This is a genomic window from Aminobacter sp. MSH1, from assembly GCF_003071665.1.
Lineage (GTDB): Bacteria > Pseudomonadota > Alphaproteobacteria > Rhizobiales > Rhizobiaceae > Aminobacter > Aminobacter niigataensis.
In genome coordinates this window covers 3,354,853-3,378,626 of record NZ_CP026265.1, presented here as the reverse complement: position 1 = coordinate 3,378,626, position 23,774 = coordinate 3,354,853, and the positions used below count along the sequence as shown (strand labels likewise).

Here is a 23,774-nt window from a genome sequence, read left to right as displayed (position 1 = left end):
CGCGCTGCAGTGGCTCAGGCTGGAAACAGCCCCTGCGCCGGATGATCGGCCGAACCGGACATCCAGCCGATGACGTATAGGGCAAATGCAGCCGCGACAAGCCCGTCCACCCGGTCCATCACGCCGCCATGACCGGGAATCAGCGAGCCCGAGTCCTTGTAGCCATGCCGGCGCTTGACCCAGGATTCGAACAGGTCGCCGGCCTGGGAAATCACCGACAGCAGCAGCGCGACAACAGCCAGCAGCGCAAGATTGCCGCTACCAGCGGTGCTTGCGAGCAATAGCCCGGCCACGACGCCGCCAACGGCTCCGCCGAGTGCGCCGCTACGGGTCTTGCCGGGTGAGATCGCAGGCGCGAGCTTTGGTCCGCCGACCTTGCGGCCGACGAAATAGGCGAAGATGTCGGTCGCCCAGACGACCGCGAACAGAAACAGGATGGCGACCAGCCCGGATGCGTCATTGCCGCGCAGGAGGGCCAAAGACAGGCCGGAGAGCGCTGCGTAGCCGAATCCGGCGGCTTCCCATGCCGCCACCCCGCGCATCAGCCCCACGATCCAGAGAATCAACGTGAATGCGGCGACCAGGCCGATCAGGGCAAGCGCGGGCACGCCGGCGACGAGCGCCCCGGCCAACAGCAGGATCGCCACTTCAGGCAGGATGCCAAGATCGCCAGCGGCCCAGACCGCGCCGGTCTTGGCGCGCGACATGGTCGACCATTCGTAGAAAATGGCTAGGACGATCGCCGCCGACAGCAAGCGAAACGGCAGGCCGCCGCCCCAGGTCAGGGCGAGCACCGCCGTCGCCAGCACGATCGCCGAGATTGTCCGAAGCTGGAGGTTGCTCATGCGTTCCGCCGTCACAAAGCGACGTCGCGAGTGGCAAGCCCGCCGAAGCGGCGCTCGCGGCCGGTATATTCACGCAAGGCGTCGGCCAGATGCTCGCGATTGAAATCCGGCCAGTAGCAGGGCTGGAACACCAGTTCGCTATAGGCCGACTGCCAGGGCAGGAAATTGGAAAGCCTGATCTCGCCGCTGGTGCGGATCACCAGGTCGGGATCGGGTATCCCCGCGGTATCGAGGTTTTCGGCAAACAGCTCCGGCGTGATTTCTTCGCTCGAGATCTCGCCACGCTTGACCGCTTCCGCCAGCCGGCTCGCGGCGCGCGCGATCTCGTCGCGCCCGCCATAATTGAAGGCAATCACCAGCGTCAGCGAATCGTTTCCGGCGGTCAGCGTTTCGGCTTCCTCCAGCAGGCAGCGAATGTCCGGCTGCAGCGTCGCCCGGTCGCCGATGATGCGCACCCGCACGCCGCTGTTGTGCAGTTCGGCCAGGTCGCGGCGAATGAAGATCTTGAGCAGGCCCATGAGATCGGTGACCTCGGACTTGGGCCGCGACCAGTTCTCCGAAGAAAACGCGTAGACCGTCAGCCAGGAGATGCCGAGGTCGGCAGCGGCACGAACGGTACGGCGCAGTGCCTCGACGCCAGCCCTGTGCCCGGCAACGCGCGGCAGGCCCCGGGCCTTCGCCCAACGGCCATTGCCATCCATGATGATCGCGACATGCGCGGGCGTAGTCATCCGTTCGCTTTCGGCCAGCCTCTGGTTGGCTTAGACTTGCATGATCTCGGCTTCTTTGCCCGCAAGCAGGCTATCGACCTGATTGATCGTGTCGTCGGTCAGCTTCTGCACCCTCTCGGACTGGACGCGTTGGTCGTCCTGGCTGATGTCGCCGTCCTTCTCGGCCTTTTTCAAAGCTTCCATGCCGTCACGGCGCACATGGCGCGTCGCTACCTTGGCGTTTTCGGCATAGGTATGGGCGATCTTGACCAGTTCCTTGCGGCGCTGCTCGTTGAGCTCCGGCAGTGGAATGCGCAGATTGGTGCCGTCGACGATCGGATTGAAGCCAAGGTTCGATTCGCGGATGGCGCGATCGACCGCACCAACCATCGACTTGTCCCAAACCGAGACCGAGATCATGCGCGGCTCGGGCACCGACACCGTCGCCACCTGGTTGAGCGGCATGGCCGATCCATAGGCCTGGACCTGGATCGGGTCGAGCAGGTTGCTCGAGGCGCGGCCAGTGCGCAGAGAAGCAAGATCATGCTTGAACGCGTTAATGGCGCCTTCCATGCGGCGCTGAAGATCGTTGTAGTCGGTGCTCATCGCAGTCTCCTTGGTCCCGGTTCCGGGGCCATCGTTCAATCGTCAGGCGTCCGCTACAACCGTGCAGCGACCGCCACCCTTCAATATTTCGCCGAAACCGCCTTTTTCATGGATCGAATAGACGATTATCGGGATGTTGTTTTCACGCGCAAGGGCAATTGCCGCCGTATCCATGATCGACAGCCCCTGGGCAATGACTTCCTTATGCGTGATGCGCTCGAAACGCGTCGCGGCCGGGTCCTTCTTGGGATCGGCCGAGTAGACGCCATCGACCTGGGTGCCCTTGAACAGCGCATCGGCGCCGATCTCGGCCGCGCGCAACGCTGCCGCCGAATCGGTGGTGAAGAACGGATTGCCCGTGCCGCCGGCGAAGATCACGACCTTGCCGGCATCCATGTAGGCGGTTGCCTGACGCTGAGAAAAGCTTTCGCAGAGCTCGGGCATGGCGATCGCCGACAGCACGACGGCATCGACCCCGAGCTTGTGGAGCGAGGTACGCAGCGCGAGCGAGTTGATGACGGTGGCGAGCATGCCCATGTGGTCGCCTGTGACCCGGTCGCCGCCCTTGGAGGCCACTGCCACGCCGCGGAAGATGTTGCCGCCGCCGATGACCACGCCAACCTCGACGCCGAGCGCCCTCGCCTCGGCGATGTCGGAAGCGATGCGGTCGACCACCGACACGTCGATGCCGAAATGCTGCTCGCCCATCAGGGCCTCGCCCGACGCCTTAAGCAGTACGCGCCGGTAGAGCGGCTTGTCGGTCATGAGTTCCTCGCGGCGATTGAAAGATCGGGAGTTCCGATACACGAAGGGCGCCGCGATGTCACGCGGCGCCCTTCGGCTATCCTCAGGAAGCGCTTGATGCAGCGCTACTTTTTAGCCCTTAACGGCCGCGGCAACTTCAGCTGCGAAGTCGCTCTCTTCCTTCTCGATGCCTTCACCGAGTGCGAAGCGGACATAGCCCGTGATCTTGGCCGGCGCGCCGATCTGCTTCTCGGCGTCCTTGAGCGCAGCCTCGACCGTCAGGTCGGGGTTGAGCACGAAGGCCTGCTTGAGCAGCACGACTTCCTCGTAGAACTTGCGCATGCGGCCTTCGACCATCTTCTCGATGATGTTCTCGGGCTTGCCCGACTGGCGGGCCTGGTCGGCGAAGATCGCCTTTTCGCGCTCGACATGCGTCGCGTCGACTTCGTCGGGGGTCAAGGCGAGCGGGTTGGTCGCGGCGACGTGCATGGCGACCTGGCGTGCGAACGCACGGGCCGCATCGTGGTTGCCGGTCGTCTCGATGGCAACCAGAACACCGAGCTTGCCGAGGTTGTCGGCGACAGCATTGTGCACGTAGGTCGCGACGACGCCTTCTGCAACCGAAAGCTTGGCCGAGCGGCGGAAGCTCATGTTCTCGCCGATGGTGCCGACCGCATCCTTGATGGTATCGGCAACCGACTTGTCGGAACCCGGATACTTCGCAGCAGCAACCGCCTCGGTGGTGCCATAAGCAAGAGCAACCTTGGCGACGTCGGCGACGATTTCCTGGAAGGCTGCGTTGCGGGCAACGAAGTCGGTCTCGGAGTTGACTTCGACGACGACGGCTTCGCGGACGCCGGCGTCGACGCCGATCAGGCCTTCGGCGGCCGTGCGGCCAGCCTTCTTGTCGGCCTTCGAGATGCCCTTCTTGCGCAGCCAGTCGACCGCAGCTTCCATGTCGCCGCCGGTCTCGTTGAGAGCGGCCTTGCAATCCATCATGCCCGCGCCCGTCAGTTCGCGGAGTTCTTTAACCTGTGCTGCCGAAATGCTCATTGTGGTGGCCTCTTTGCTTCAAAATGCGCGAGCGCACCACCGAGGGTTCGATGATGCGCCGAACGCCGGCGCGAGCTGCGCCCAATCCTGAAAAGGAAGGCCGGTTTCCCGGCCTTCGCGATTACGCCTGGGGCGTTTCGGTCGTCGGAGCCGCATCGAGCGCAGGCTCAACCGGAACTTCAGCCGATGCGCCGATGTCGACGCCGAGCGAGCCCTGCTGGCGGGCGATGCCGTCGATCGCAGCCTTGGCGACAAGGTCGCAGTAGAGCTGGATCGCGCGGGCAGCGTCGTCATTGCCCGGGATCGGGAAGTCGATCTTGTCCGGATCGCAGTTGGAATCGATGATCGCGACGACCGGAATGCCAAGACGCTTGGCTTCCTGGATGGCGATGGCTTCCTTGTTGGTGTCGATGACGAACATCAGGTCCGGCGTCGAGCCCATGTCCTTGATGCCGCCGAGGGCCTTGTCCAGCTTCTCGCGCTCGCGCTCGAGGTTCAGGCGCTCCTTCTTGGTGAAGCCCTGGGCTTCGCCGGCCAGGAGTTCGTCGAGCTTGCGCAGGCGCTGGATCGAATTCGAGATCGTCTTCCAGTTGGTCAGCATGCCGCCGAGCCAGCGTGAGTTGACATAGTACTGGGCCGAACGCTGTGCGGCGTCAGCGACGATGTCCGAAGCCTGACGCTTGGTGCCGACGAACAGCACGCGGCCGCCGCGCGAAACGGTGTCCGAGATCTGCTTCAGCGCCTGGTGCAGCAGCGGCACGGTCTGGCTGAGGTCGATGATGTGGATGTTGTTGCGGGCGCCATAGATGTAGGGCGCCATCTTCGGGTTCCAGCGGTGGGTCTGGTGGCCGAAGTGAGAACCAGCTTCGAGAAGCTGGCGCATGCTGAAATCAGGCAGTGCCATTCGTCATTTCCTTTTCCGGTTAGCCTCCACGGACCATGACGCTTTTCGCTTGATTGCTCGAAACGCCACCGGGGGGTCTCAGCCGGATTTCTCCCGGGCAGAAACCAGAGTCCGTGTGTGGAATGCGGCGGCATATAGACGTATTGGCTGGCGAGCGCAACCCCGAGAGGGGCTCGAAAGCTGCGCATATCGAGGCTTGGCGCACTGATGGAGCCTGCATCAGCCCCCTGGGAACTGCACTCCAAGCATCACGCTTGAAAAGCGAGGCCGATTCTCGCGGCGCCTTGGTCAACCATTCAGCTGCCGGCTGCCCAGCGGGAGACCGGCTCGTCCTGCCTCGCCTCTTGTTTCACCGGCTGCGGTTGCCGCCGCTTGAAGTTGCGCACCCGAACACGGCGGAACACGGCCACGATCTCCTCGCGGCTGCATTCGACAGCCCCCAGGCGCACGGCGCGATCACGCTCGAAGCCGGTGATGTCGTAGTGCGGGGCCGACGTCTTGGGCGGCCCCTGATAGGAGGAGCGTTTCAGCGCAAGCTGGGCGGCAAAGCGATGCAGTTCGTCGGTGTCGTCGGCAAGCAGGTGGCACCAGCGATGGCCCACCCACTTCCAGATTGCTGCATCGACATAGACCGCCACGAATACCCGCTTACGGCTTGCATTCGGCTTGCGGCGTGGGAAACAGCGAAAGATTGACCAGCTTGCCGGTCATCGAGAAGTCGCCGTAGTCCATCACCAGGTCGCGCGTCAGGCCGTTCTCATGCAGCTTGAAGCTGATGCGGTACTCGGGCACTTCCTCACCGCCGCCCTTGCTTTCATCGAAATAGGCAATGTCGACGGGCCAATATTTGTCCTTGGCGAGGCTGGCGAGCGCGGGACGCTCCGGATCGGCTTCCGGCGCCGCGCTCTTCTTGCCGACGATCACGGTTGTCGTCATGACCTTGTCGGCATCCTCGGAGCCGTCGAACAGGCTGGTCTCATAGAAGGTCTCGCCCTTCTCGGCCTTTTCGATCAGTTCGACCAGATGCTGGGTCGGGAACTGGGTCTTGGCAAGATCGACGGAACCGGCCTCCGGCTTTTCCAGCGCGACCTTGAGGCCGGTCGCGTCGAGCGTCGCCGTACCCTTGACCTCCTTGTCGAGGTTCTGGTCGACGAAGGATTTGGTCACGAAGGAGAAATTCTTGCCCTCGCCATCCTCGAAGGTGGTCGTCTGCTGGTCTGTCAGCCGCGTGTTGTCGTTGGTCGCGATCTGGGTGACGAAACGGAACTTGACCGTATAGCCCTCGCAAGCGGAGCCGTTGAACTCGTAGACCATGCGGCCGGAAAGGCCGGTGATTCCCGACCGGTCCGAGGCCTGGTCGAGCACCAGATCATAGACCGCGCGATGGGGTGCGAGCACCGGCGCGCCAAAGGCCGGCGCCAACGAAAGCGCCGAAGTGGACAGGCTGGCGAGAAAAACAAGGCGCGTTGCGCGCATACACTGGCTCCGATCGGCGCGGCCATGTCAGGCCGCCTTGAATGATGGTCCACCTTAAAAAAAGTCGTGGCGGAAGCGAGGCAAACATAGCACTTTCGGCGCGGCCTCACCTGCCTCCAGAGACATAGAGATAAGGAAAGACGATGGGCGAAACAATCGAAAAGCGGCTGGGCGATCTCGGGGTCACCCTGCCCGCGGCAGCCGCCCCGGCCGCCAACTACGTACCGTTCATGACATCAGGCAATTTCGTCTTCACCGCCGGCCAGTTGCCGCTCAAGCATGGCAAGCTGCTGGCCTCCGGCCTCGTCGGCCGCGACGTCGACACCGAGGCGGCCAAGCAAGCGGCCAAGCAATGCGCCGTCAACATCCTGGCCCAGGCCAAGGCGGCACTCGGCGACCTCGAAAAGATCCGCCGGCTGGTCAAGATCACCGTCTTCGTCGCCTCGTCGTCCGATTTCACGGACCAGCATCTCGTCGCCAACGGCGCCTCGGATTTCCTGGTCGCGGCACTTGGCGAGCGCGGCAAGCATGCGCGTTCGGCGGTCGGCGTCGCCTCCCTGCCGCTCAATGCCGCAGTCGAGATCGAAGCTATCATCGAGACCGAGTGAACAGATCCATGAGCGAACTTTCCTGGCTGACCGCCCGCCCGATTGCCCATCGCGGCCTTCACGACCTCAACAAGACCTGCTGGGAGAACACGCTTTCGGCGTTCGAACGCGCAGCCGCCCGCGGCTACGCCATCGAATGCGACGTGCATCTGAGCGCCGACGGCGATGTCGTCGTGTTCCACGACAACTCGCTGGACCGCCTGACCGGCACCAACGGCTACATCTGGCAGCGAACCGCGGGCGAACTGGCCGCACTGCGTATCGGCGGCACTGCCGATCACGTGCCGACGCTTGGCGAATTGCTCCGCCTCGTCGACGGCCGCGTGCCGCTGGTGATCGAGCTCAAGGGCATCCCCGGCCACGACGACGGCCTTGTCGCCAAGGTCGGCGAGGCCCTGCGCCACTACAACGGCAAGGTGGCGATCATGTCCTTCGACCACTGGCTGATCCGTGACTTCTCAAGGCATGCGCCCGGCATCCCCAGCGGCCTGACCGCTTGGGGCGACGTGGATCATGAACTGGAGGCGCATTTCTCGATGCTGGCGCATGGCATCTCGTTTGTCTCCTACAGCGTGACGCACCTGCCCAACCGCTTTGTCAGCTTCGTCCGCGAAAAGCTCGCAATGCCGGTCATCACCTGGACGGTGCGCGACGAAGAAGCTGTGAGGACAACCTTCTCGCGGGCCGACCAGATGACATTCGAGGGATTCGAGCCGGATGCAGCTTCGGTTGCGTGAACGTCCTTGCATCGGCGGCTTTCGAACGTAAGTAAAAGCGCATGAGCACTGCGAACGATGCCGGGGCGAAGAAAGCGGATGGCGGCTACGCCGTCCGCGTCGTTTCCAGCATCGGCGAGTTCAGCCGCGACGAGTGGAACAGCCTTGCCGGCGCTTCCAGGGTCACAGGTCTCGGCTACAATCCGTTCGTTTCATACGATTTTCTGACGATAGTCGAAGAATCCGGCTGCGCCGTCACGAGAACCGGCTGGCAGGGCCATCACCTCCGTCTGGAGTCCGCAGACGGCAAGTTCCTTGGCGCACTGCCCTGCTACGCCAAGTCGCACAGCCAGGGCGAATACGTCTTCGACCACGGCTGGGCCGATGCCTTCGAACGCGCCGGCGGTCGCTACTATCCCAAGCTCCAGGCCTCGGTGCCTTTTACCCCCGCGACGGGCCCTCGCCTGCTGACCGTCGGCGGCGCCGATGCGACCCAGGCCAAATCGGCCTTGGCCACGGCGCTGAGAAGCGTTGCCGAAGGTGTGGGCGTGTCATCGGCGCATGTCACCTTCGCCGAGGCGGACGAGGTCGACATCCTCGAAGCCACCGGCTTTCTCCGTCGCACCGACCAACAGTTCCACTTCATCAATGAAGGCTTCGCGGGTTACGACGATTTCCTGGCCACCCTGGCCTCGCGCAAGCGCAAGGCGCTGAAGAAGGAGCGGCGCGAGGCGCTGGCTGAGGACATTACCATCGAGCGCCTGACCGGCAGGGACATCACCGAGGCGCATTGGGACGATTTCTTCGCCTTCTACATGGACACAGGCGGCCGCAAGTGGGGTCGTCCCTATCTCAACCGCAAGTTCTTCTCTCTGGTCGGCGAGCGCATGGCCGACGACGTGCTGCTGGTCATGGCCAGGCGCGGTGGCCGCTACATCGCCGGCGCTATCAATTTCATCGGCTCGGATACGCTTTATGGGCGCAACTGGGGCTGCATCGAGGACCACCCCTTCCTGCATTTCGAGGTTTGCTACCATCAGGCCATCGACTTCGCCATCGAACGCAAGCTGACGGTCGTCGAGGCTGGCGCCCAGGGCGAGCACAAGCTCGCACGCGGCTATCGCCCTGTCACGACGCAGTCGGCCCACTACATCGTCCACCCCGGTCTCCGGCGGGCGATTGCCGACTATCTCGGCCGCGAACGGCGGGAAGTGGCCGAGATCGGCGAATACCTCGACGAGCACGGCCCGTTCCGTCGCGGCTAACCGCGCGTCAATGCACCACTGACTTCGAAAACAGGTTGATGACGACCACCCCGGCCATGATCAGGCCGATGCCCAGCAGCGCCGGCAGGTCGAGCGCCTGGCGAAACCAGACCCAGGCGATCGCGGTGATGAAGACGATGCCGGCGCCGCACCACAGCGCATAGACGATACCGACAGGCACCGTGCGCAGCACCAGGGACAGGAAATAGAACGCGGCGGCATAGCCTGCGACCGTGACGAGCGATGGCAGCAGCCTGGTAAACCCGTTTGTTTCCTTGAGTGCGGTGGTGGCGACGACCTCGAAGGCCACCGCAACAATCAGATAGATGTAGGTCAACTCAACTCCTCTCGGCCGCTCGCGGCTTGACGTTCGCGACACCAGCGCCGAAACATCCACCACGAAACCGCATCAAACGGGATAGGCCATGTCGAGCGTCGAATACGATCCAAACAACATCTTTGCCAAGATCCTGCGCGGAGAAATCCCTTCGCACCGTGTCTACGAAGACGACGACGTCATCGCCTTCATGGACGTGATGCCGCAAGGCACCGGCCATACGCTGGTGGTGCCGAAATCGCCGTCGCGCAACCTGCTTGACGCTGACCCGGCGACGCTCGGCAAGCTCATGGCCGCCGTCCAGAAGGTTGCGCGGGCAGTCATGTCGGCATTTGCCGCCGACGGCGTGATCGTGACCCAGTTCAACGAGGAGCCGGCCGGGCAGACTGTCTTCCACCTGCACGTCCACATCGTCCCGCGCTTCGAGGGCGTCGCGCTCAAGCCGCACAGCGGCGTAATGGAGAAGCCGGAAGTGCTGGCGGCGAATGCGGAGAAGGTCAGGGCTGCGCTGGCTGGATGAGACTTGCTACGACAAGGTGCTCGCCGTCGCGGGCCCTTTGGTGCGCCGGATAGCCTCGCTTCCGGTCAGATAGCCTGCAAGTTTCCAGAGCAGGACAACGCCGATCGCCGAGACATATGCGTCGATGGCGTAGTGCCAGCCCAGATGGATCGATCCGACAAAAATGGTCAATCCGAATACCGCGGCCGCCGCGGCCAGCCAGCGGTTGACGTGGCGTGCTGCCAGAAACAGCAGCACGCACATGGCATTGTGGATGGATGGCATCGCCGAAATGCCGGAAACAATCGTCGCGGCATCGTTGACATAGGCGCCCCAGAGCCCCTCCCTTACCTGCATCGTGGTCAGGCCCCAGGCGCTGTCGGCCTGCTCCAGCTTTTGCACCAGATCGGTGAAGGGCGACGGGCCGCCATAGACCCTGTCATAGTAGATCGGCCCGACAGAAGACAGGGCAGTCGCGCAGACGATGCCGAGGATGCCCCAGACAAAAACGTAGCTCAGCAGGAACTGATGGCGAATGCCGAAGCGGTCGGGCATGCCGATGAGAACGGCTGTCGGCACGAAAACAGCGAAAAACCAGAGATAGTAAATCTTGTCGAGGATCGCCGTGGCGCTGCCATAGCCGATAACTCTCTCGATCAAGACCCACGGCTGCACGCCGAAATGCAACAGGCGATCGACTTCCTGAAAAACGACATCCAGTTGATATGGATGAAATACAGCGATGTTCGATTTGAAATCGCTGTATGAGTTCATCACCATGCTCATGGCAACGACGGCGGGAACCGCGACAGCAGCATTTTTCCAGGTGAATATTTCGGACCAGAGATAGCTGAAGCTCGCGGAGAGCGATCTGGTCCGAACGGTTTCGAAAACAAGATAGCAGCTCAGCGCTATGGCCCATGATGCGACGAACGTGGCCAGGCTCTGGAACCAAGTCATGGCGATCACCGTCGCCGGATCCGGCAGCAGTTCGAAGCGAGCTACAACAACCAGTGCCGCGGCCAGAAGGAACACCCCTTGAGCGCGCCAGTTCGCCTTCAGGAAGTCGGCCAGCCGGTCGGTGCCTGCCCCGGTGCGGATCGCAGGAGCAGCCAAGGCGCCGCCTTCGGGCAACACATCCAGAGTGCGGGGTTTCTCGCTCATGAGAGGGGCTCGGCAACAACACGCCGCGCACCGGCGAGGTCCAGCAATTTGTCGGCAGCCCACCAGGCAATGAAGGCCACGACAATCCCGCCGATGATGTCGGCGAGGTGATGTCCACCGTCGACAGGGGTCGACAGGATCACCGCAATGTTGAGGGCAAGTACGGGCCAGAACCAGAATCGGGCTCGGGCAAAAGCCAGGATGATCAGCATCGAAAGCGTGCCATGGTAGGACGGGAAGGCGATCAGACCACGCGGCTCATCAAGAGAGATAAAACGCGCCAGACCATTTCGGAGATCGAAAAACGCCTGCTTGTATTCGAGGTCGACGATCGGATTGTTCATCATCGTGAATTCGACCGGTGGACGAATGGTGCCAAGGGCACCGGCCGCCGGCAGGATCGCAGAAATCACGATGCAGGTCAGCGCGCCCAGCATCACGGCGAGGACGAACCGCTGAACACGCACAACCTCGCTCATCAGGCCAAGTGCCACCACCGTCAGCGCGACCTGGGTCAACGTCGTGATGTAGACGATCGACGACAATGCACCGAGCCACGGCCGCTCATTGACAAAGCCGACATAGGCCAGCCAGTCAAAACCCACGGCGGTATCGAAGGCGATCAATCGATCGTCGATCATCGGCAGGTTTGTCGACGTCATCAACGTGCTGAGTACAGCAGCCGAGGTCGAAAACATTAACAAGACAGCGGTTTCAGTGCAGAGCACCTCGAACCGCTTCATCGGGCGCTTGACCCGGTAGAACCATCCGACCGCAACAAGCACGACGGTGACGATAGCAGCCTTGGCGGCGCTGGCCACGTCAAACTCGAAATCGGTCCCGGCAATCCACGCGAAATCGATGACCAAGATCGCAACGATGATTGCGGCCTTCATTGCGAGCTGCCTATCAAGCCCCGCAGCCAGCGATGGCATATGTGTCGATGTCGCGTGAACTTCAGCCATGCCCTCACCCCTGAAACGGCAAGCCGGCAGGTTAGGAAACAGCAGTTAAGTTGACGTGAATCCACAATCCGTCGCAGTCGACGACCGCGCATCGCGCTGCAGTCGCGGACGGAGACCTTCAGCTTGCAAGCCACAACCCGAGCAACAGGATCACCTCCGCTGCAACGATCCCCACCAGCACCTTTCGACCAAGGCAGAGGTAGGCAAGGAAGCCGCCGGCGGCAGCGCCGAGGCGCAGTGCAAGCGACGTGTCGGCCAGCGCCCCGCTCGGGAAGACGATCAGATTGCCGATGACGGCGGCGACCAACGCCGTGGCCAGGGCACGGACCAGCACCAGCAGGTCGGAATCGTCGGAAATGCGATCGCCGAGATAGACGCCGAGGAAGCGCCAGGCGTCGGTGGCAAGCCAGCCACCGACCAGGATGAACAGGAACGGCCACCACCAGGTGTCGAGCGCATCGAAGGTCATGACTTCACTCTCCAGCGCGACAGCAGGTGGAAAGCAAACGCGATGCCACCGCCGATCAGGCCGGCACCGAGCAGGTCGAAACCGGGAACGACGAGATGCAGCAGCGGTCCAAGGACGAGGCCGATGGCCATTGCTATGTGCCCTGCCCGCTCGCGTGCCGATCCCCACAATGAAGTGAGGAAATACATCGGCGTGAGCAGGAAAAGGGCTGCCGAAACCACCGGCGGCAGGCTGTCGGCCAGGACATAGACAACGCCCACAACGACCATATTGACGAGCACCAGCGTCGAGCCGAGCCCGGCATAATAGCTGGTGCGCAGGTCGCGCGGGATACCGCGCAGCCGCTCCATGGCGAGCACCCAGGAGGTGACCGCCACAAAATGCGACAGGAAATAGAGCACCCAGCGCGGTGTTCTAGGCCCGCGCATTTCCGGCACCAGCGCCACCACCATCGGCGCCAGCCGGATGGACGACAGTGCCACGGCAAAGGCGGCAGCCGGCAGCGATGTCCCCGACAGGATGGCGCCGACGAGCACCACCTTGGCCGGCAATGCCCAGACCATTCCGACCATGAATACCGTCTGCACCAGCGTCAGCCCCGCCTCCTTGGCAAGGCCGGCAAAGCCGATGAAGGCGCTGGCGAGAATAAGGCCGGGAACGGAGAATGCGGCCCGGACACCACGCAGATACCAGAGGCGGCGTATCGAAAAATCCGGATCGGGGGATGCATCGTCAGTGGGCATTGACGATGCGGATAGCATGGCAATCCGACCAAGTCAGTCCCCGCGGCGACCAGATGCATCTCTGGGGTCGCCGGACCGGGATAGCGATCCGGCGGACGCGCGCATGCTCCTTAACCATTTAGCCACCGGCGAATGTGTAGCTAACCTCCATACAGGCGTGGGGAATTGCCGGACCATGACGGGTGCACTTCTGCTCATACTGCAGGCGGTCATTTACTTCGTCACCATGGCCGCGGTGTTCCGTTCCCGGCACCAATTCGGCATCGGCATCTTTGTCTGCGTTCTGGGGGTGATGCACTTCCTCGAGACCTATCTCGCTGCAGTCTTTTTCGTTCAACTGCCGTTCGGGCTGATTTCGCCGGGCTCCACGGTGATGTTTTCCGGCAAGCTGATGATTTTCCTGCTGCTCTACATCAAGGAGGACGCAGAAACCGTACGGCAACCCATCTATGGGCTGCTCGTCGGCAACTGTCTGATGGTGGTCCTGGCGCTGATCCTGCGGCTCTACAGCAGCGTCGCCGAGCTTCCGGGGTACCGGCCCAACCTCACCTTCCTCGACGACATGGGGATCCTGATGATCTGGGGCACGGCGCTGCTGTTCTTCGACAGCATCGCCCTCATCCTGATCTACGAAAAGCTCGGCCAGCGCATCGCCAACACGCTGCTCAAACGTATCTTCCTCAGCGCAGCGATCGTGCTCACCTTCGACCAGCTGATGTTCTTCATTGGGCTGCACCTGGTCTCCGGCGTGCCGATCAGCGCGCTGTATGGCGGCTGGATCGCCAAGATGGCAGCTGCAGCACTCTACAGCGCGCTGCTCGTCGGCTATCTCCGCTTTATCGAGACCAGCAAGCCCGCATTGGCCGGGCCCGAACCCCTGCTCCAGGTCTTCGACCGGCTTACATTCCGCCACCGCTATGAGGACCTGCTGCAGAAGACCGGCAAGGACATACTGACCGGCACCAGCGACCGTGGGCAGTTCGAAGCCGTCGCCCAGTCGCTGATCGACCAGGCCCTGGCCGAGCGCAAGCCTGTCAGCCTGCTGATGATCGACATCGATCATTTCAAGAACATCAACGACCAGCACGGGCATGTGACGGGCGACAACGTGCTGAAGGATGTCGCCCGCTCGCTGGGAAGCTCGCTGCGCAGCGGCGACCGGCTGTTCCGCTACGGCGGCGAGGAATTCGTCGCCATCTGCCACGACCTGGACAGAGCTGATGCGGCAACCCTCGCCGAGCGCCTGCGCGCCAATGTCGAGGCCACCACCTTTGTCGAGCCTGGCGTGCGCGCCACCGTCAGCATCGGCGTCACCACGGCAGATACCGGACCGGTTTCGACGGAGCAGATGATCAGGGATGCCGACGCGCGCCTCTACAGCGCCAAGAGACTGGGACGAAACCGCGTCGAAAGCGCGCCTGTCGCCTCATAAGAAAGAAGCCCCGTTTCCGGGGCTTCTTCGTTTGTAATCAGCCCTTTCGGGGCAGTTGTGGAACCAGGCTGCGCTTGCCGCCATCCTTGCCCTTGGGGTCGGACTTCGTCTTTGCCGCCAAGGCCTTCTTGGCCACCGGCTTCTTGGCCGCCGCCTTCTTGAGCTTCGGACGATCGGCCGGCTCTTCCTTCTTGGGTTTGACCGGCAGTTCATCGGCCAGCGTCTCGAGCTTCAGGCCGGTCTCGCCGGTATCCTTCTTCTCGACGGTGACGCGCACCGTGCCACCCTTGCGAAGCTTGCCGAACAGAACCTCGTCGGCCAGCGGCTTTTTGATGTGCTCCTGGATGACACGGCCAAGCGGACGCGCGCCCATGCGCTCGTCGTAACCCTTCTCGGCAAGCCAGGCGACCGCTTCTTCCGACAGGTCGAAGGTGACGCCACGCTCGGAGAGCTGGGTTTCCAGCTGCATGACGAACTTCTGCACGACCTGATGCACCACCGGCACCGGCAGCGAGCCGAACGGGATGATAGCATCGAGACGGTTGCGGAACTCCGGCGAGAACAGCCGGTTGATCGCCTCCATGTCGTCGCCTTCGCGCTTGGACGAGCCGAAGCCGATGGCCGCCCTTGCCATGTCGGAGGCACCCGCATTCGTGGTCATGATCAGGATCACGTTGCGGAAGTCGATCTGCTTGCCGTTGTGGTCGGTCAGCTTGCCGTGGTCCATGACCTGCAACAGGATGTTGAACAGGTCCGGATGGGCCTTCTCGACCTCGTCGAGCAGCAGCACGCAGTGCGGATGCTGATCGACACCGTCGGTCAGGAGGCCGCCCTGGTCGAAGCCGACATATCCGGGAGGCGCGCCGATCAGGCGGCTGACCGTGTGGCGCTCCATGTATTCCGACATGTCGAAGCGGATCAGCTCGACCCCGAGCGACAACGCGAGCTGCTTTGCCACCTCGGTCTTGCCGACGCCGGTCGGGCCCGAAAACAGGTAGGAGCCGATCGGCTTCTCCGGTTCGCGCAGGCCGGCACGCGCAAGCTTGATCGCCGAGGCGAGTGCCGTGATCGCCGTATCCTGGCCATAAACGACACGCTTGAGCTCGACCTCGAGGCCGGCCAGCACCTTCTCGTCGTCGGCCGACACCGTCTTCGGCGGGATGCGCGCCATAGTGGCGATCGTCGCCTCGATCTCCCTGATGCCGATGGTCTTCTTGCGCTTGTTCTCGGGCAGCAGCATCTGCGAAGCGCCGGTCTCGTCGATCACGTCGATCGCCTTGTCCGGCAACTTGCGGTCGTTGATGTAGCGCGCCGACAGCTCCACCGCGGCCTTGATCGCCTCGTTGGTGAACTTCACCTTGTGGAAGTCCTCATAATAGGGCTTGAGGCCCTTCATGATCTCGATGGCGTCGTCGACCGTCGGCTCGTTGACGTCGATCTTCTGGAAGCGACGGACGAGCGCCCTGTCCTTCTCGAAGAACTGGCGGAACTCCTTGTAGGTGGTCGAGCCGATGCAGCGGATCGCACCCGACGACAGTGCCGGCTTGAGCAGGTTGGACGCGTCCATCGCACCACCTGAGGTCGCCCCAGCGCCGATCACCGTGTGGATCTCGTCGATGAACAGCACCGCACCAGGATATTCCTCGAGCTCCTTGACGACCTGCTTCAGCCGTTCCTCGAAGTCGCCGCGATAGCGCGTTCCGGCCAAAAGCGTGCCCATGTCGAGCGCGAAGATGGTGGCGTCTTCGAGGACCTCGGGCACATCGCCTTCGACGATGCGCTTGGCCAGGCCCTCTGCGATCGCCGTCTTGCCCACGCCGGGGTCGCCGACATAGAGCGGATTGTTCTTCGAACGGCGGCACAGCACCTGGATGGTGCGGTTGATTTCCGACTCGCGGCCGATCAGCGGATCGATCTTGCCGGCGCGTGCCTTGGTGTTGAGGTTGACGCAATAGGCCGTCAAGGCGTCCTGCTGCTTCTTGCCCTTGCCGGTCTCCTCGCCTGCCTCGCCGTTCGAGCCATGCTGCTCCTCGTCCGCTCCGCGCGGCGCGCGGGTTTCGGTGGCGCCGGGACGCTTGGCGATACCGTGCGAGATGTAGTTGACCGCGTCGTAACGGGTCATCTGCTGTTCCTGCAGGAAATAGGCGGCATGGCTCTCGCGCTCGGCGAAGATCGCGACGAGCACGTTGGCGCCGGACACCTCTTCGCGGCCGGACGACTGCACGTGGATCACCGCGCGCTGGATGACGCGCTGGAAGCCGGCGGTCGGCTTGGAATCCTCGTCGTAGCCGGTGACGAGATTGTCCAGCTCGGTATCGATATAGGTAAGTACGGTCTGCTTGAGCTCGTCGAGGTCGACGTTGCAGGCGCGCATGACGGCGGCTGCTTCGGCGTCGTCGATAAGTGCGAGCAGCAGATGCTCGAGCGTTGCATATTCGTGGTGCCGCTCATTGGCGAGCGTTAGCGCCTGGTGCAGCGCCTTTTCGAGGCCTTGGGAGAAAGCCGGCATTCAATACCTCACTTCTTCTCCATCACGCATTGCAGCGGATGCTGATTCTGTCTGGCGAAGTCCATGACCTGGGACACTTTGGTCTCGGCCACTTCGAACGTGTAGATCCCGCATTCGCCGACGCCATGGTTATGGACATGCAACATGATACGGGTAGCGGCCTCCCTGTCCTTCTGGAAAAAGCGTTCGAGCACATGCACGACGAATTCCATCGGGGTGTAGTCGTCGTTGAGGATAAGCACGCGATAGAGGCTCGGCCGTTTGGTCTTGGTCTTCGTACGGGTGATGACAGCCGTGCCTCGGCCTGGACCGTTGCCTCCCTCGTCACCGTTCTGCATCCGCGCCACGTCGAGCTTCGTGGCTTCCAAGCCAATCGTCAATCTGATCCTGCCCTTCATCAATTCCGACACACTTCGTCATGTAGGTGTCACGGCGAGGATTTTAAGCCCTTCTGACGTGCTGACAATATGGCGACAGCGGCTAGCGGGCCCGAATTGCCAGAAACGTGAATTGCCGGCACAAAAGACAAACAAAAAACCCGGCTGCGCGGACGCAACCGGGTCTAGTCGGGCGGATCTTTCGACCTGCCTACCTGAAATCAGGTGTCAGCCTGTCACTTCGCCTTGGCGACGAGCGACTCAAACGGCTTGTAGGCGTCCTTGGCCAGCTCGGCATAGAGCTCGCCAAGCTTGGTCGCTTCAGCCACGAAGCCTTCATAGGCCTGCTTGGCATAGTCGGTCTGGATCTCGACGGCCTTCTCGATCGACTTCACGCCGAGCAGCTTTTCGAAGGTAGCCGCACCAGCCTCGAAGCTCTTCTTGGTGTAGTCGGTCGACTCGGTGGCGATCGCCTGCGCGCCCTTGGAGAGCGAAGCAAAGCTCTTCAGGCCGGTGTCGACGAATTCCTTGCCGTATTTGCTGAAATCTTCATAGGTCTGGGTCATCGCTACATCCTTTCGGGTTGGGAGCGCTGCGCTATGCGATTGTGCGATGCAGCCTAGATATTGTGCAGCGCACAATATGTCAACTGACCCCACGTCATTTCTACGTCGCGCTGCACCGACCTGATTTCCTAAAACTAGACTAAAGCCCGATCAAAAGTGTGAACGAGCCGGTTACCATAAACGGATTGGTAACGCTGTAGCCCTACGTTGCGTCGATACGGGGAGGAACCTTTGCCGCCCTAATGCAACAATAATTCAAGGGTGTAACAGTGCGTCAAGCGTTGCCAGGCAAAGTCAAAAAGACGGCCATCTCCTTAAAATCATTCGTGGTTTTCACCATCGCGGCGGCCATCGGCCTGAGTTCGGTGGCGCCAGCCTCCGCTGCAAAAGACAGTCGCTACGCGGCGATCGTCATCGATGCGAACACCGGCGAGACGCTCCACTCGTCGAGCGCGGATTCGCGCCGTTATCCTGCGTCGCTGACCAAGATGATGACGCTCTACCTGACCTTCGAGGCCCTTTCGAAAGGCCGTATCAAGAAGGACAGCAAGGTCGTGTTCTCGAAGAACGCCGCAGCCGAGCCGCCGACCAAGATCGGCGTCAAGGCAGGCGGTTCCATTACCGTCGAAGCGGCCATACTGTCGCTGATCACGCGCTCGGCCAATGACGCCTCGACCGCGCTTGGCGAGATGATCGGCGGCTCCGAGGAGAATTTCGCGCGGATGATGACCGCCAAGGCACGCAGCCTCGGCATGAAGGGCACCGTTTTCCGCAACGCCAACGGCCTGCCAAACACCGCGCAGTTCACCACCGCGCGCGACATGGCCAAGCTCGGCATCGCGCTGCGTGAGCATTATCCGCAGTACTACGGCTACTTCTCCACCCGCAGCTTCGCCTTCGGTCGCCAGCGCATTGCCAACCACAATCGGCTTCTCGGCCGCGTGAAGGGCGTCGATGGCATCAAGACAGGCTACACCCGCGCGTCCGGCTTCAACCTCGTTTCGTCGGTCCAGGACGGCAATCGCAGCCTGGTGGCCGTGGTTCTCGGCGGCACCAGCGGTGCCAGCCGCGACAACAAGATGGCGGAACTGATCAAGACCTACATGCCGCAGGCCTCCAGGCGCGGCGGTGGCGACCTGATCGCCAAGACCGACACTCCGATGCCGGAAGTGAAAACGGCCAGTGTCGCATTGCCCAAGCGCAACGTACCGACGCCCGATACCCGTCCCATGGCCGAACAGGTCGAAGTCGCGGAAGCCATCTCCGACAATGAAATGGCAGTCGAGGAAGAAGTCGTGGCAGCCGCGGTGCCTGCCCCCAAGCCGACCATCGGGCTCGCCAGCAAGCCCAAGATCGCCATGGCCTCGGCCGAGCGCTTCGGCGCCAACATTCCCTTCCAGATCCGCAAGCCGAAGGACCGCGCCCCGGCGGCGGAAGCTGTCGAGCAGGCCTATGCCGAGCCGGCCCCTGCCGTGGCGGCACTGGACCAGATGAAGACCGCGTCGATTCCATCCGGCTGGGCCATCCAGGTTGCCTCCTCGCCGAGCGACGGCGAAGCGCGCGCAATCCTCGACAAGACCGCCAAGCGGGTGCCGCAGGTTCTCGCCGACGCATCCGCCTATACCGTGCCCTTCGAAAAGGGCGGCGTGACCTACTTCCGTGCCCGCTTTGCCGGCTTCGAATCCAAGGATTCCGCCTGGAACGCCTGCAACGCGCTGAAGAAGAAGAAGATCGCCTGCTACGCCGTCGCGCAGTAGGCGCCCTGCCAACCTCCTGGAAAAGTTGTGTGTCAAAGGAGAGTTAGTGATGATCGGAGAGAAGGACGTCCTTGGCTTCGTTGATCCTCGCCGCGAGGAACGACGAGCCACCCAAGTCGGGATGCAAGCGCTGAATCAGTCGTCGATGCGCCTTGCGGACATCCGCCGCGGCGGCCCCCGCTTCAAGACCAAGGACCTTGTAGGCCTCCTCCTTAGTCATGGCGCCAGAACCTGGCGGAACACGCAGCCCGTCGTCACCGTCAGGCTTCGCGTCTTCGCGCCAGGCGGGAAACCTGCCGTCAAGGTAGGTCTCAAGTAGCTGGAGGCTTTCCGGATCGCCGGAAAGCTCCCTGCAAAGCGCCTTGAGTTCGACGAGGCCTAGCGAAGACAGCGATTTGCCCTCCTCGCGGCCGGCCAGCACGACGCCCTGCAAGCCGCCGGTGTCGTGGTCCAGCTCCATTTCGAGAGCTGCCGTACGCACGGTCGAGCGCCGCCCCGGCGTCTTGCTGGCTGAACGCCCCCGGCCCCCCGCTGCATACCAGGCCAGGGCCGCCGAAATCAGCCCGCCACCGATAGCCGCTCGCCCGAGCAGTAGCAGCACCACGCCGACGAGCCCCAGCACGAGCGGCCCGGCCAGCTTCAGCGCCCGTGCGAGTTGGCTGGCGTCGGCACGCAGGAAAGCAGTGGTCACAAGGCCGGCAAAAATCAGGATGGCTGCGATTACGGCAAAGACTGTCATGGGGCCTTGCCGCTCCTCAAATGCTCGATCATCAGTATGTCCTCGGGGCGCCCCCTCGCCTCGAGCGCCTTGATTCCACCGGTAGCAAAGACAGCCACGGCCGACAGCAGTTTCGACAAGGTCGCAGCCGCCTTGCTGTCGAATCGGAACCACGCCCCCTTGGAAAGCCGGGCAATCTCCTTGAAGGCGCGCTCAGCCTCGGCGTCGTGCCCTTCCTGGAAGACAAAGGCCGGCACACCGTGCAGGCCCAACCGTCCGGCCTTCTCGGCCAGTTCATCGATGTTTTCTTCCATCGCATCGCCGATATAGACCAGCGCATCGACCTTGACGGTGGAGGTTTCCTTGAGCGCATGGGCAAGCACCTTGCCGACCTGTGTCTGGCCGCTGCGGCACTGGATCGAGGTCATGAGGTTCTTGAGGGAGCCCGTCTCGCCTACGAATTTCGACGCCCGGCATTCACCCAACCCGCGGAAGTAGACCAGCTGCACGTTCAGCCTGCCGGTCTTGCCGACGGCATCGAACATCTGGCCCTGCAGCTCGCAGGCGAGGTCCCAGGTCGGTTGCCGGCTCATCGTCGCGTCGAGCGCCAGGATAAGCCGGCCGCCAGCCTTGCCCGGAGCAAGCGCACGCGCCTGGCGAACAAACGCGTCGATGGCTGCAGCATCCGAACGGCGCTCTGCCGGTGGACGATTGGCGGACGTAACCGGGGGCTTGTTTTCGTCGCTCATTTGCAAAGAAGATGTGGCGGCGCGCGATTGCTTGCAAGCCCGTCGTTGCGAGATGCCGTGCCTGAGCTAGAGCAGGCCGAGTTCCGCCAGCTCCAGGCGCAGCTTTGGCGGCATTTCGGCGAGCGCGGCATTGCCCTGGCCAAGATCCACCGGCGCATCGGCTATCTTGAGGTAGCGCCAGCCCTGGAACGCGCGGCGCGGCTGCCAGTCGGTACGCACGACGGTCGGCTCAAGGATGAGGTGGCAGCGGCCAATGCCCTCGGAGTCGGTGAAGGGACGGATCTCGAGCAGGCGCTGGCGGCACTGCACGTTGCCCTTGATGACCCAGTACAGCGATCCGCCTTCGGTGAGTTCGGCGGCGCGCGTCGGCACCATGCGGGTGGTGTGGAACTGCTCGACCGGTTCGCCGGCGCGGCGGCGCTCGTCGAGGCGGAAGGCGATCCATTCCTCGAGGTCCTCGACGCTGTCGCAGCCGACGCAGAGCTTGATCAGGTTCAGTGACATGGCGTGAAAACTAGCGGCTCCAGCCGGCGCATTCAACGCCGGCTGCGGTTTTGCACAGGCTGGCCGTTGGGCCAGGCCTCAGCACTCGACGACGTTGACTGCGAGACCGCCGAGGCTGGTTTCCTTGTACTTCTCGCTCATGTCCATGCCGGTCTGGCGCATCGTCTCGATGGCGGCATCCAGAGGCACGAAGTGCTTGCCGTCGCCCTTGATAGCGAGCGACGCTGCCGTGACCGCCTTGACCGCGCCAAGCGCGTTGCGCTCGATGCACGGCACCTGGACGAGGCCGCCGACGGGGTCGCAGGTCATGCCGAGATGGTGCTCGAGCGCGATCTCGGCCGCGTTTTCGACCTGCTCCGGCGTTCCGCCCATGACGGCGCACAGACCTGCCGCGGCCATCGCCGAAGCCGAGCCCACCTCGCCCTGGCAGCCGACTTCGGCGCCGGAGATCGAAGCATTGGTCTTGATGATGCCGCCGACCGCGGCAGCGGTCAGCAGGAAGTCGCGGATGCTGTCCTTGTCGGCCTCGACATGGAAATGCAGCCAGTAGCGCAGCACGGCAGGCAGCGTACCTGCGGCGCCATTGGTCGGCGCCGTGACGACGCGGCCACCGGCGGCGTTCTCCTCGTTGACCGCCATGGCGTAGATCGACAGCCAGTCGTTGGCGAGCAGCGGGTTGGGCCGGTTCTGGCTCCACTGCTCCTGCAGCTTCTCGTGCAGCTGGCGGGCGCGGCGGCGGACTTTCAGCCCGCCGGGCATGATGCCGTCCTGCGACAGACCCCGGTCGATGCAGCGGCTCATCGCGTCCCAGACCGCATCCAGGCCGGCGTCGAGGTCGGCGCGCGCCATATGGGTCTCTTCGTTGGCCCGCTTCATCTCGGCGATGGAAAGCCCGCTGCGCGACGCCATGGCCAGCATGTCGACGGCATTGGCAAATGGATAAGGCACGCGCTTGCCCGCAGCGGGAGCCGCGGTCTTGGCCTTCATGCGCTGCAGTTCTTCCTCGGAGACGACGAAGCCGCCGCCGATCGAGTAGTAGATGCGCTTGAGCAGCAGCCGGTCGCCGCCATCATAGGCATAGAAGGCCATTCCGTTGGCATGGCCGAGCAGCGGCGTCTTCTTGTCGAGCACGAGGTCAACGGCCGGATCGAAGCGATAGGACGGATGTCCGGGCGGCGAGACCCGCTTGTCGCCAGTGATCTGCTCGACGATGGCGTCGGTCTGATCGGGATCCACCGTGACGGGCGTCAGGCCGAAAAGGCCCAGCATGACGGCGCGGTCGGTGCCATGGCCGACGCCGGTATAGGCCAGCGAGCCATGCAGGCTAGCACCGACGCGGTCAACCTTGGCGCCTGCCGGGCGCGGCCAGTCGCCGCTCAATATCTCATCGAGGAAGCGCGCGGCGGCCGTCATTGGCCCCATCGTGTGCGAACTCGACGGACCAATGCCGATCTTGAACAGGTCGAATACCGAAAGAAACAAATCTCACTCCCTGCGACGGCGGCTTCAGTCGCATATGTATACGATCATTCCGCCCTTTTCACGTGCTGAGCTAGGCGCGATCCGACGCTGCGTGCTCAGCGCGCGACATTTGGAAAATCGATGAGCTTTACGCAAGGCCCTAACGCAAAAAGCGCGGCCAGGCCGCGCTTTTTGTATCCAATCCTGAGGGTAAGAGATCAGCCGCCTGCCACGACTGCCGCCTTTTCGGCGCCGCCGCTGACAAGCCAGGCAAGAAGGAGAAAAACCGCAAAGCCAACCACTGCCTTGGCCGTAAGGCCCCAGCAGGATTTCTGAACGCCGTCATCCATGATGTATCGCAAGACCCTTTTCGTTCGGCGAGCAGGCGGTGCTTCCCGCCATTCCAGCTCGTCCCGAGTGGGACTGCTGGATACGACTTTGCCGGCATGTTCGCAACTGCAAAAAATGGCCAAAGCGTGGCGAAATGTGCATGGCAGCCATGCACGCATCAATCCATTTTTAATCAAATCAGTTACTTATCCCAAATTGGCCGTTCACGGATTTTAAACACCTGTGACGACACCACGGCGAACGGGC

26 protein-coding genes and 1 pseudogene are annotated in these 23,774 nt (G+C 62.8%); 6 read left to right on the top strand and 21 right to left on the bottom strand.

The genetic code is table 11. The features are described 5' to 3' along the window. Positions 1 to 14 precede the first annotated feature (14 nt). From CO731_RS16800 to CO731_RS16765, 8 genes and pseudogenes are all read right to left on the bottom strand, one after another. On the bottom strand, positions 15 to 845 hold the full coding sequence (locus tag CO731_RS16800) for a phosphatidate cytidylyltransferase (RefSeq protein ID WP_108608000.1): 831 nt from the start codon (positions 843 to 845) through the stop codon (positions 15 to 17). 11 nt (positions 846 to 856) lie between these two features. Next, the gene (locus tag CO731_RS16795) at positions 857 to 1,594 is read right to left on the bottom strand and encodes an isoprenyl transferase (protein ID WP_256371671.1); all 738 of its coding nucleotides are present in this window, start codon (positions 1,592 to 1,594) and stop codon (positions 857 to 859) included. Positions 1,595 to 1,606: 12 nt separating this feature from the next. After that, the gene (gene frr, locus CO731_RS16790) at positions 1,607 to 2,161 is read right to left on the bottom strand and encodes a ribosome recycling factor (RefSeq protein ID WP_108607998.1); all 555 of its coding nucleotides are present in this window, start codon (positions 2,159 to 2,161) and stop codon (positions 1,607 to 1,609) included. A gap of 42 nt (positions 2,162 to 2,203) precedes the next feature. Further along, entirely contained in the window at positions 2,204 to 2,926 is a 723-nt protein-coding gene (gene pyrH, locus CO731_RS16785; protein ID WP_108607997.1) for a UMP kinase, read from the bottom strand. A gap of 111 nt (positions 2,927 to 3,037) precedes the next feature. After that, positions 3,038 to 3,958 (bottom strand): translation elongation factor Ts, encoded by a 921-nt coding sequence (gene tsf, locus CO731_RS16780; protein WP_108607996.1) that lies wholly within the window; start codon positions 3,956 to 3,958, stop codon positions 3,038 to 3,040. A gap of 121 nt (positions 3,959 to 4,079) precedes the next feature. Then, positions 4,080 to 4,862: a 30S ribosomal protein S2 gene (gene rpsB, locus CO731_RS16775; RefSeq protein WP_055977053.1), complete on the bottom strand. Its 783-nt coding sequence runs from the start codon at positions 4,860 to 4,862 to the stop codon at positions 4,080 to 4,082. 365 nt (positions 4,863 to 5,227) lie between these two features. Then, positions 5,228 to 5,500: pseudogene (locus CO731_RS16770) on the bottom strand (DUF4031 domain-containing protein); the annotation flags it as partial. Positions 5,501 to 5,510: 10 nt separating this feature from the next. Continuing rightward, positions 5,511 to 6,338 carry a cell envelope integrity EipB family protein gene (locus CO731_RS16765; RefSeq protein WP_108607994.1) on the bottom strand — a complete coding sequence of 276 codons (828 nt, stop codon included), beginning with the start codon at positions 6,336 to 6,338 and terminating at the stop codon, positions 5,511 to 5,513. A gap of 143 nt (positions 6,339 to 6,481) precedes the next feature. On the opposite strand from CO731_RS16765, the gene CO731_RS16760 reads away from it, so the two are divergent. From CO731_RS16760 to CO731_RS16750, 3 genes are read left to right on the top strand one after another with little or no spacing between them, the layout of a single operon-like run. Further along, entirely contained in the window at positions 6,482 to 6,946 is a 465-nt protein-coding gene (locus CO731_RS16760; protein WP_108607993.1) for a RidA family protein, read from the top strand. Positions 6,947 to 6,954: 8 nt separating this feature from the next. After that, entirely contained in the window at positions 6,955 to 7,683 is a 729-nt protein-coding gene (locus tag CO731_RS16755) for a glycerophosphodiester phosphodiesterase (RefSeq protein ID WP_108607992.1), read from the top strand. 41 nt (positions 7,684 to 7,724) lie between these two features. Then, on the top strand, positions 7,725 to 8,927 hold the full coding sequence (locus CO731_RS16750) for a GNAT family N-acetyltransferase (RefSeq protein ID WP_108607991.1): 1,203 nt from the start codon (positions 7,725 to 7,727) through the stop codon (positions 8,925 to 8,927). Between the two features lie 7 nt (positions 8,928 to 8,934). On the opposite strand, the gene CO731_RS16745 is transcribed toward CO731_RS16750, so the two are convergent. Beyond that, entirely contained in the window at positions 8,935 to 9,264 is a 330-nt protein-coding gene (locus CO731_RS16745; RefSeq protein ID WP_108607990.1) for a multidrug efflux SMR transporter, read from the bottom strand. Positions 9,265 to 9,352: 88 nt separating this feature from the next. Between CO731_RS16745 and CO731_RS16740 the strand changes: the two genes are divergently transcribed. Then, the gene (locus CO731_RS16740; protein WP_108607989.1) at positions 9,353 to 9,784 is read left to right on the top strand and encodes an HIT family protein; all 432 of its coding nucleotides are present in this window, start codon (positions 9,353 to 9,355) and stop codon (positions 9,782 to 9,784) included. Between the two features lie 6 nt (positions 9,785 to 9,790). Here CO731_RS16740 and CO731_RS16735 read toward each other — a convergent pair whose 3' ends face one another. The 4 genes from CO731_RS16735 to CO731_RS16720 all read right to left on the bottom strand — a co-directional run bounded on the left by CO731_RS16735 (position 9,791) and on the right by CO731_RS16720 (position 13,104). Beyond that, the gene (locus CO731_RS16735; protein ID WP_108607988.1) at positions 9,791 to 10,927 is read right to left on the bottom strand and encodes a phosphatase PAP2 family protein; all 1,137 of its coding nucleotides are present in this window, start codon (positions 10,925 to 10,927) and stop codon (positions 9,791 to 9,793) included. Beyond that, complete coding sequence (locus CO731_RS16730) at positions 10,924 to 11,892, bottom strand: phosphatase PAP2 family protein (RefSeq protein WP_108607987.1); 969 nt, start codon at positions 11,890 to 11,892, stop codon at positions 10,924 to 10,926. Before CO731_RS16730 ends, CO731_RS16735 begins: the two co-directional genes overlap by 4 nt. A 118-nt stretch (positions 11,893 to 12,010) precedes the next feature. Further along, positions 12,011 to 12,361 (bottom strand): AzlD domain-containing protein, encoded by a 351-nt coding sequence (locus tag CO731_RS16725; protein ID WP_108607986.1) that lies wholly within the window; start codon positions 12,359 to 12,361, stop codon positions 12,011 to 12,013. Further along, complete coding sequence (locus CO731_RS16720) at positions 12,358 to 13,104, bottom strand: AzlC family ABC transporter permease (RefSeq protein WP_245439382.1); 747 nt, start codon at positions 13,102 to 13,104, stop codon at positions 12,358 to 12,360. The genes CO731_RS16725 and CO731_RS16720 overlap by 4 nt, the downstream gene beginning before the upstream one ends. A gap of 175 nt (positions 13,105 to 13,279) precedes the next feature. Between CO731_RS16720 and CO731_RS16715 the strand changes: the two genes are divergently transcribed. Further along, a complete protein-coding gene (locus CO731_RS16715) occupies positions 13,280 to 14,536 on the top strand; it encodes a GGDEF domain-containing protein (RefSeq protein ID WP_108607984.1) in 1,257 nt (418 codons plus the stop codon). A gap of 37 nt (positions 14,537 to 14,573) precedes the next feature. Here the strand turns inward: CO731_RS16715 and clpA are convergent, their stop codons facing one another. From clpA to CO731_RS16700, 3 genes are all read right to left on the bottom strand, one after another. Beyond that, a complete protein-coding gene (gene clpA, locus CO731_RS16710) occupies positions 14,574 to 17,045 on the bottom strand; it encodes an ATP-dependent Clp protease ATP-binding subunit ClpA (protein ID WP_108607983.1) in 2,472 nt (823 codons plus the stop codon). A gap of 8 nt (positions 17,046 to 17,053) precedes the next feature. After that, complete coding sequence (gene clpS, locus CO731_RS16705) at positions 17,054 to 17,383, bottom strand: ATP-dependent Clp protease adapter ClpS (protein WP_055977693.1); 330 nt, start codon at positions 17,381 to 17,383, stop codon at positions 17,054 to 17,056. Positions 17,384 to 17,658: 275 nt separating this feature from the next. Further along, the gene (locus tag CO731_RS16700; RefSeq protein WP_108607982.1) at positions 17,659 to 17,988 is read right to left on the bottom strand and encodes a phasin family protein; all 330 of its coding nucleotides are present in this window, start codon (positions 17,986 to 17,988) and stop codon (positions 17,659 to 17,661) included. Positions 17,989 to 18,314: 326 nt separating this feature from the next. On the opposite strand from CO731_RS16700, the gene CO731_RS16695 reads away from it, so the two are divergent. After that, positions 18,315 to 19,745 (top strand): serine hydrolase, encoded by a 1,431-nt coding sequence (locus tag CO731_RS16695; RefSeq protein WP_245439380.1) that lies wholly within the window; start codon positions 18,315 to 18,317, stop codon positions 19,743 to 19,745. A gap of 43 nt (positions 19,746 to 19,788) precedes the next feature. On the opposite strand, the gene CO731_RS16690 is transcribed toward CO731_RS16695, so the two are convergent. The 5 genes from CO731_RS16690 to CO731_RS29520 all read right to left on the bottom strand — a co-directional run bounded on the left by CO731_RS16690 (position 19,789) and on the right by CO731_RS29520 (position 23,527). Next, positions 19,789 to 20,484, bottom strand: a complete 696-nt coding sequence (locus CO731_RS16690) for a DnaJ domain-containing protein (RefSeq protein ID WP_108607980.1) — start codon at positions 20,482 to 20,484, stop codon at positions 19,789 to 19,791. Beyond that, positions 20,481 to 21,212: a hypothetical protein gene (locus tag CO731_RS16685; protein WP_108607979.1), complete on the bottom strand. Its 732-nt coding sequence runs from the start codon at positions 21,210 to 21,212 to the stop codon at positions 20,481 to 20,483. Before CO731_RS16685 ends, CO731_RS16690 begins: the two co-directional genes overlap by 4 nt. A 66-nt stretch (positions 21,213 to 21,278) precedes the next feature. Then, positions 21,279 to 21,716, bottom strand: a complete 438-nt coding sequence (locus CO731_RS16680; RefSeq protein ID WP_108607978.1) for a DUF1489 family protein — start codon at positions 21,714 to 21,716, stop codon at positions 21,279 to 21,281. A 78-nt stretch (positions 21,717 to 21,794) separates the two neighbouring features. Beyond that, positions 21,795 to 23,198, bottom strand: a complete 1,404-nt coding sequence (locus CO731_RS16675) for an L-serine ammonia-lyase (protein WP_108607977.1) — start codon at positions 23,196 to 23,198, stop codon at positions 21,795 to 21,797. A gap of 197 nt (positions 23,199 to 23,395) precedes the next feature. Then, positions 23,396 to 23,527: a hypothetical protein gene (locus CO731_RS29520; protein WP_256371676.1), complete on the bottom strand. Its 132-nt coding sequence runs from the start codon at positions 23,525 to 23,527 to the stop codon at positions 23,396 to 23,398. Positions 23,528 to 23,774: the final 247 nt, after the last annotated feature.

Bases quoted from the DNA above. Each gene is read 5' to 3' on its own strand.
- CO731_RS16740 (WP_108607989.1), top strand. From the start codon at position 9,353: ATGTCGAGCGTCGAATACGATCCAAACAACATCTTTGCCAAGATCCTG.
- CO731_RS16725 (WP_108607986.1), bottom strand. From the start codon at position 12,361: ATGACCTTCGATGCGCTCGACACCTGGTGGTGGCCGTTCCTGTTCATC.
- frr (WP_108607998.1), bottom strand. From the start codon at position 2,161: ATGAGCACCGACTACAACGATCTTCAGCGCCGCATGGAAGGCGCCATT.
- CO731_RS29520 (WP_256371676.1), bottom strand. From the start codon at position 23,527: ATGGATGACGGCGTTCAGAAATCCTGCTGGGGCCTTACGGCCAAGGCA.
- CO731_RS16750 (WP_108607991.1), top strand. From the start codon at position 7,725: ATGAGCACTGCGAACGATGCCGGGGCGAAGAAAGCGGATGGCGGCTAC.
- CO731_RS16755 (WP_108607992.1), top strand. From the start codon at position 6,955: ATGAGCGAACTTTCCTGGCTGACCGCCCGCCCGATTGCCCATCGCGGC.
- CO731_RS16690 (WP_108607980.1), bottom strand. From the start codon at position 20,484: ATGACAGTCTTTGCCGTAATCGCAGCCATCCTGATTTTTGCCGGCCTT.
- rpsB (WP_055977053.1), bottom strand. From the start codon at position 4,862: ATGGCACTGCCTGATTTCAGCATGCGCCAGCTTCTCGAAGCTGGTTCT.
- CO731_RS16720 (WP_245439382.1), bottom strand. From the start codon at position 13,104: ATGCCCACTGACGATGCATCCCCCGATCCGGATTTTTCGATACGCCGC.
- clpS (WP_055977693.1), bottom strand. From the start codon at position 17,383: ATGCAGAACGGTGACGAGGGAGGCAACGGTCCAGGCCGAGGCACGGCT.
- tsf (WP_108607996.1), bottom strand. From the start codon at position 3,958: ATGAGCATTTCGGCAGCACAGGTTAAAGAACTCCGCGAACTGACGGGC.
- CO731_RS16760 (WP_108607993.1), top strand. From the start codon at position 6,482: ATGGGCGAAACAATCGAAAAGCGGCTGGGCGATCTCGGGGTCACCCTG.
- CO731_RS16700 (WP_108607982.1), bottom strand. From the start codon at position 17,988: ATGACCCAGACCTATGAAGATTTCAGCAAATACGGCAAGGAATTCGTC.
- CO731_RS16685 (WP_108607979.1), bottom strand. From the start codon at position 21,212: ATGAGCGACGAAAACAAGCCCCCGGTTACGTCCGCCAATCGTCCACCG.
- CO731_RS16680 (WP_108607978.1), bottom strand. From the start codon at position 21,716: ATGTCACTGAACCTGATCAAGCTCTGCGTCGGCTGCGACAGCGTCGAG.
- clpA (WP_108607983.1), bottom strand. From the start codon at position 17,045: ATGCCGGCTTTCTCCCAAGGCCTCGAAAAGGCGCTGCACCAGGCGCTA.
- CO731_RS16800 (WP_108608000.1), bottom strand. From the start codon at position 845: ATGAGCAACCTCCAGCTTCGGACAATCTCGGCGATCGTGCTGGCGACG.
- CO731_RS16765 (WP_108607994.1), bottom strand. From the start codon at position 6,338: ATGCGCGCAACGCGCCTTGTTTTTCTCGCCAGCCTGTCCACTTCGGCG.
- pyrH (WP_108607997.1), bottom strand. From the start codon at position 2,926: ATGACCGACAAGCCGCTCTACCGGCGCGTACTGCTTAAGGCGTCGGGC.
- CO731_RS16735 (WP_108607988.1), bottom strand. From the start codon at position 10,927: ATGAGCGAGAAACCCCGCACTCTGGATGTGTTGCCCGAAGGCGGCGCC.
- CO731_RS16730 (WP_108607987.1), bottom strand. From the start codon at position 11,892: ATGGCTGAAGTTCACGCGACATCGACACATATGCCATCGCTGGCTGCG.
- CO731_RS16715 (WP_108607984.1), top strand. From the start codon at position 13,280: ATGACGGGTGCACTTCTGCTCATACTGCAGGCGGTCATTTACTTCGTC.